Raw genomic sequence first — 2,864 nt, forward strand, 5'->3', positions numbered from 1 at the left:
CTGAACACGTCAAGCACCACGGCCAGATATAAGAACCCTTCGCCACTGGGGATATAGGTGGCATCTGCCACCCACAGTATGTTCGGGCCTTTCGCACTGAAGTGCCGGCGTACCAGGTCCGGCGCACGCCGTGTTCCCCCACGTTGTCGCGTAGTGCGTGGCCATCGCCGTCGGCTTGCCCCGCATAGGCCCGCGATGCGCATCAGGCGAGCTACCCGCTTGCGTCCCACGTGCACGCCTTCGCGCGCGAGTTGCGCATGGATACGCGGCGCGCCATACGTACCGCGCGAACTCGCGTGCATCGTACGAATGCGCGCCAGCAATTGGGCATCGTTACAAGACTGCTTTGATGGCTCGCGAACTAGCCACGCGTAGTATCCGCTGGTCGAGACTCCCAGCAGCCGCGCCATCGTGACAATGGGCCAACGGGCCCGGTACGCTCTCATGAATCCGTATCCTTCGAGGATACGGCTCCTGTCTCGCGGGCGAACCAGGCTGCGGCGTGAGAGAGAATGTCGCGCTCCGTCTTTAATTGACGATTCTCGCGGCGCAAACGTGCGAGTTCTTGGCGCTCAGCGGTGGTCAAACCCTCGTTACGCACGCCGGCGTCGATATCCGCCTGCGCCACCCAGTTGATTATCGTCTGCACGCTAGGCTCGAACTCTCGCGCTAGCTCCTCAGGTGTCCGACCGGCCTTCACCAGATCAACGATGCGAGCCCGGAACTCTGCCGGGTACGGCGCTCGATGCTTGCCCATTTTGCCACCTCCTTATCCAAAGGATAGGTGTCCGTTTTCGCGGGTCAACTTCATACTGCTCGATCCGCTTGTCTTTTACCCGGAGCCCAGGCCGAGCGAGCAAGTGAGCGCCGAGACGCTGAAACAAATTCTAGCCTACTCCAACGACTCACTTAAGCGGTCGTTCAGCCAGCGATTCAGGGTAGTCGACCGTGCCGGGCCCGGCGTGTTGAGGATCCGTGCCGCGTTCACGAGCGTCGCGGCGCGAGGCCAGGGCCTCAAGCCCTACCAGGTCGTACCGATGGCCTTTGTCGCCACGATGGCCTTAAGGACCGCGACTGGCAAGCCAGAGCGGGCGTTCATCGTGGTCGAAGTTGAGGGGACGGACAGTACCACGGGTGAGTTGCTGGGGCAGCGGGTGCGTGTGGGGATAGCCGAGCGCCTCGCCAGGGTTGCCAGTCGACAGGTCATTACGCTGGACACGCTGAAACCGTTGCTGGATGAACTGTCCGCCGGAGCATTTCCGGAACTGGCGAACTACGTCAAGCTCAAGTGAGTGGGACCGCATCCGGCTTGCCGCGCGATCAAAATGGTCGAGCATGAAAAATTGGTGTCAACGACGCTGCACGTGCACTAACATCATCAATGCAGACACACTGCCGGAATCACATAGTCGATGACGCCGGCTTATCTTCGAAACTTGTGTCCATACAAGCGAAGAGGCACTGTGATGGACAACGCGCTACGCAAGGCAACCGGCGGCATCTCTGACTTCCTCAAACTGGAAGCGGCGGGCGGTCTGCTGCTCATGGCAGCAGCCGTTCTCGCGCTGATCTTCAGCAACTCGCCGCTCCGGCACGCGTACGACGATCTGCTCAAGATCCCTGTCGAACTGCGCTTTGGATCGTTCGTTATCGCCAAGCCGCTTCTGCTCTGGATCAACGATGGATTGATGGCCGTCTTCTTCTTGCTGGTCGGCCTCGAGGTCAAGCGCGAGGTGATCGAAGGGGAACTGTCCACTCCCGCGCAAGTGGTGCTACCTGTCGCTGCCGGCGTGGGTGGAATGGTTGTCCCGGCACTTATCTATGTCCTTATAAACCGTGGAAATGGCACGGTCTTGAACGGCTGGGCCATTCCCACGGCCACTGACATTGCTTTTGCGCTCGGCATTTTGTCCCTGCTCGGCAACCGGATCCCCTTGTCGCTAAAAATTTTTCTGACCGCGGTGGCGATCGCCGACGACTTGGGCGCAATCGTCATCATTGCGCTGTTCTACACCGCCGATTTATCTCTCCCGATGCTATTTTCGGCAGCTGTTGCCGTTGCGATGCTGACCGCCTTGAATTGGCAGAAAATCACGAGGATCGCACCTTACATTATTGTCGGCGTAATCCTGTGGGTATTCGTTCTGAAGTCAGGCGTTCATGCGACCCTTGCAGGCGTTGCAATCGCATTCGCGGTGCCTTTGAAAACGACGGACGTCGACGGCCACGCGCCGCTGCATCAGCTTGAGCACAGCCTTCACCCTTGGGTAGCGTTCGGCGTTTTGCCAATCTTCGCGTTCGCCAATGCCGGCGTTTCGTTCGCTGGCATTGCGCCTTCGGCGCTGGCCGAACCTTTGCCGCTCGGTATCGCCGCCGGTCTTTTTGTTGGGAAGCTCGTCGGCGTGTGCGGGGCGTGCTTCGCGCTCGTTCCGTTCGGTCTAGCAAAGCTTCCTGAGGGAGCCACCTGGAGCCAGATCGTTGGAGTCGCCGCCCTGTGCGGCGTCGGTTTCACGATGAGTCTGTTCATCGGCTCTCTCGCCTTTGAAGGCCCCGAATACTATACGCCCCTCCGGTTGGGCGTGATCGCAGGCTCAACGTTATCGGGCATTACGGGCTATCTGCTTCTGAGGTTCACGGGGGGGCGTCCCAGGACGACCTCATCTGAGCAGGCTCTATAGGCGATCCCTGGACTAATGAGGCGCATCGTGAGCCTGGACACGCTCGAAACGTTGATGGCCGCGTCCCTAGATTCCTTGACTGAATTGATCTTGTAGCAGTCGAGTCAAGTTTCTACGCGGCGATTTTGACCTGATCGCACCAGGTGTTAACGGCCTTCTCAGCGGTGCGGAAGCTGCGCTGCAAAG

4 protein-coding genes are annotated in these 2,864 nt (G+C 59.6%); 2 read left to right on the top strand and 2 right to left on the bottom strand.

The window, feature by feature from the left end; all coding sequences use genetic code 11:
• Together AWB81_RS49065 and AWB81_RS41650 are read right to left on the bottom strand one after the other, a co-directional pair.
• Positions 1–446, bottom strand: a 446-nt coding sequence (locus tag AWB81_RS49065) for an IS3 family transposase (RefSeq protein ID WP_144444365.1), incomplete at its 3' end; no start/stop codon positions are given.
• Positions 443–757: a transposase gene (locus AWB81_RS41650; protein WP_062644104.1), complete on the bottom strand. Its 315-nt coding sequence runs from the start codon at positions 755–757 to the stop codon at positions 443–445. The genes AWB81_RS41650 and AWB81_RS49065, both read right to left, overlap by 4 nt.
• Here AWB81_RS41650 and AWB81_RS41655 point away from each other — a divergent pair.
• Together AWB81_RS41655 and nhaA are read left to right on the top strand one after the other, a co-directional pair.
• Positions 711–1,292: a DUF3313 domain-containing protein gene (locus tag AWB81_RS41655; protein WP_087135591.1), complete on the top strand. Its 582-nt coding sequence runs from the start codon at positions 711–713 to the stop codon at positions 1,290–1,292. The two genes, AWB81_RS41650 and AWB81_RS41655, sit on opposite strands and share 47 nt — an antisense overlap.
• 174 nt (positions 1,293–1,466) lie before the next feature.
• Positions 1,467–2,678: a Na+/H+ antiporter NhaA gene (gene nhaA / locus AWB81_RS41660; protein ID WP_062644328.1), complete on the top strand. Its 1,212-nt coding sequence runs from the start codon at positions 1,467–1,469 to the stop codon at positions 2,676–2,678.
• Positions 2,679–2,864 lie beyond the last annotated feature (186 nt).

Source organism: Caballeronia arationis, from assembly GCF_001544975.2.
In the GTDB taxonomy this organism is placed as follows: Bacteria; Pseudomonadota; Gammaproteobacteria; order Burkholderiales; family Burkholderiaceae; genus Caballeronia; species Caballeronia arationis.